This is a genomic window from Streptomyces sp. (assembly GCF_019510245.1).
GTDB lineage: Bacteria > Actinomycetota > Actinomycetes > Streptomycetales > Streptomycetaceae > Streptomyces.
The window spans coordinates 1-2,580 of record NZ_JAEKKT010000466.1 but is presented as its reverse complement, the minus strand read 5'-3'; the positions used below and the strand labels follow the sequence as shown (position 1 = coordinate 2,580).

The window sequence follows — 2,580 nt, the reverse complement described above, 5'->3', positions numbered from 1 at the left end:
CGCACGACGACATCGGTGTTCTCAGCCAAAGGTGGCTCCGCCGTTTTCATGGGGTCGGGCCGTCTTCCCGACGGACAGATCCGGCGCGGCTGCCAGGCGGCGCTTGCGCTTGGGCAGGCCGAAGGTCGGGTGCGCGGTGCCCCACAGCGACATCCTGACGATGCCCGCCTTGATCCGCGCGGCCTTCCGGCCGCCCACGTACTTCGGCTTTGCCCGCCCTTCGGCATCGACCATCTGCAGGATCCCGTCCCGCCGCCCGAGGCTGATGTGGTTGCCCAGGTACTCCAGCTTGGTGTTCGGGACCTTGCCGCCCGTCAGGCGTCCCACGATCGCGTCCGTGGCCTGTCGGCCGGTGTAGCCGGCCGAAGCGCAGGACATCGGCAGCGGCCGACCGTTGTCGCCGACGGCGTAGGCGCTGTCGCCGACCGCGTAGACGTTCGAGCGCGAGACCGACCGCATGGTGCGGTCGACGACGATCCGGCCGCTCTCGGTGACCTCCAGCCCGCCTGCGGCGGCGATGGGGCTGACCGTGAACCCGGCCGTCCACACGGTCGCGTCGGACGCCAGGACCTTGCCGTCGGCGCACAGCACCCGCGTCGCCTCGACGGCTTCGACGCTGGTGTGCTCCAGGACGGTGATGCCCAGCCGGTCGCAGGCCTGGCGCAGGTGGCTGCGGGCTCCGGTGGAGAGCGGGGCGCCGAGCTCTCCGCGGGCGACCAGCGTCACCGATAGGCCGGGCCGGGATTCGGCGATCTCGGTGGCGGTCTCGATGCCGGTCAGCCCGTCGCCCACGACCAGCACACTCCCGCCTTCGTCCCGCCTGCCCAGGCTGTCCAGGCGCTCGCGCAGGCGCAGCGCGGAGGGCCGACGGGCGACGTCGAAGGCGTGCTCGGCCACGCCGGGGACGCCGTGGTCGGCGCCGTGGCTGCCGAGCGCGTAGAGAAGCGTGTCGTAGCCGAGCTCGCCGCCGCCGTCGGCGTCGGCCACGGCGACGACTTGCCGCTCGGGGTCGACCGCGGTGACACGGGCCAGGCGCAGTTGTACTCCCGTGCCTGCGAAGACGTCGGTGAGCTGTGGAGCCTCGATCTCCCGGCCGGCCGCGAGCTGGTGCAGCCGCAGCCGCTGGACGAAGTCCGGCTCGGCGTTGACCACGGTGATCTCGGTGTCCGCCGGGGACAGCCGACGGGCCAGGGTCCCGGCCACGTAGGACCCGGCATAGCCGGCACCGAGGACGACGATGCGGTGCTTCATGAGTGCTCCTGTCGGCTCGCTTGCTCCCCGTGATTGGGGTTCGGCCTCAAGACACCGCGCGACTGAGCGCTGTGACAGCCTGTGAGCCAGATCACTCCACAGGTGTGGGGGGCCAGGCCGAGCTCGCCCAACGGCTCTACGACGCGCGGGAGAAGACCGTCCAACAGATCGCGACATGTTCGGCGTACCGAGGTCGACGACGTACGGGACACCTCGACTGGACCATCGCCCGATGCAAGGACCGCATCACGGCCGACCTTGCCGGGTCCGTCCTATTCAGGTGGGGCGGGCCTGCCCAACCACGGCCGTAGGGCCCGCTGCGCGACCCGCAGCACGTCATCAGGCGGCAGTCCATCCGCTGGTTCGATCACAACGAGTCCCCAGTTCTGCCGGCCGACGGTGTCGAGCGTCACCGCACGCTCGCGCAGCAGGTACTTCACCGCCGACGCGACGTCAGCCACTGGAGGGCTCACCTCGGAGCGGGCGAGCTTCTCGACATACCAGTCCAGCCACTGCTGCCCTTCTCTCCTGGCTGCTCGGGACAATGCAGCTTCGGCGTTCCCATCGAGAAAGACCATGACCGGGCAGAGCGGCGCGAGCACCTCGGTGAGGTCGGTCATGAATGCGTCGATCGTCTCTTCGCCGTGTCCCATGGCCAGCAGGGTCGGCACGAACGGCATCAGGGCGTCCGCGATCACCACGTCATCGCCGGTCGCCAGAACCGAGTCAGCGAACTCGGCAGTTGTTGCGATCAACGTCCCCAGGTCGACGGCGCCGGTCGCCTTGAACTCCTCAGCCACCGGGGCGAACTGCGGCCTGGTCAAGATCTCTTCCTCGCGGAAGTGGTCCACCCGCAGTCCCGCATCGGCCAGCCATCGGGACAGGCCGGCGCACAGCGTCGACTTGCCGACTCCGGGAGATGCTCCCCACACGGTGATCAGAACCGTCATGGCAGCCGAGCCTAGGAACGGTGGTCATCGCTGCCAACCCCGCCGCGGCGTCTGTGCCGCAAATCCCGCCCTTCATGCCACAACCACGAGCGTGATGAACAGGCGCTGGATCTCGATTGCAGGTGAGCTGTATGTGGCCGTCCGGTATGGGGCTGCGGGCGTGTTCGTCCGCGCGGACGACGGCCAGGAAGGCACGCGCGAGCATGGCGAGGGTGACCCGGCGGGACCAGGATGCGTAGCGGCGCACCTGGTGCTCGTCCAGGACGGCCAGGCCCGTTCCGGACTGGAAGAACTCCTCGACTCGCACCTGGACCCAGCCACTCGCACCAGCGTGGTCAGGGGCCCCGGTTCGGGCGAGTGGCAGCGGTAGTAGGCGGGT

2 protein-coding genes and 1 pseudogene are annotated in these 2,580 nt (G+C 69.7%); all 3 read right to left on the bottom strand.

Translation table 11 applies throughout. The features are described from left to right. Positions 1-21: 21 nt before the first annotated feature. Positions 22-1,251, bottom strand: a complete 1,230-nt coding sequence (locus JF597_RS54130) for an FAD-dependent oxidoreductase (RefSeq protein WP_294014469.1) — start codon at positions 1,249-1,251, stop codon at positions 22-24. A 272-nt stretch (positions 1,252-1,523) separates the two neighbouring features. Then, positions 1,524-2,201: a hypothetical protein gene (locus JF597_RS54125; protein WP_266381732.1), complete on the bottom strand. Its 678-nt coding sequence runs from the start codon at positions 2,199-2,201 to the stop codon at positions 1,524-1,526. A gap of 72 nt (positions 2,202-2,273) precedes the next feature. Beyond that, positions 2,274-2,580: pseudogene (locus tag JF597_RS54120) on the bottom strand (IS701 family transposase); the annotation flags it as partial.

What these genes read in the sequence shown, in the direction of transcription:
- JF597_RS54130 (WP_294014469.1), bottom strand. Translation starts at nt 1,251, where the DNA reads ATGAAGCACCGCATCGTCGTCCTCGGTGCCGGCTATGCCGGGTCCTAC.
- JF597_RS54125 (WP_266381732.1), bottom strand. Translation starts at nt 2,201, where the DNA reads ATGACGGTTCTGATCACCGTGTGGGGAGCATCTCCCGGAGTCGGCAAG.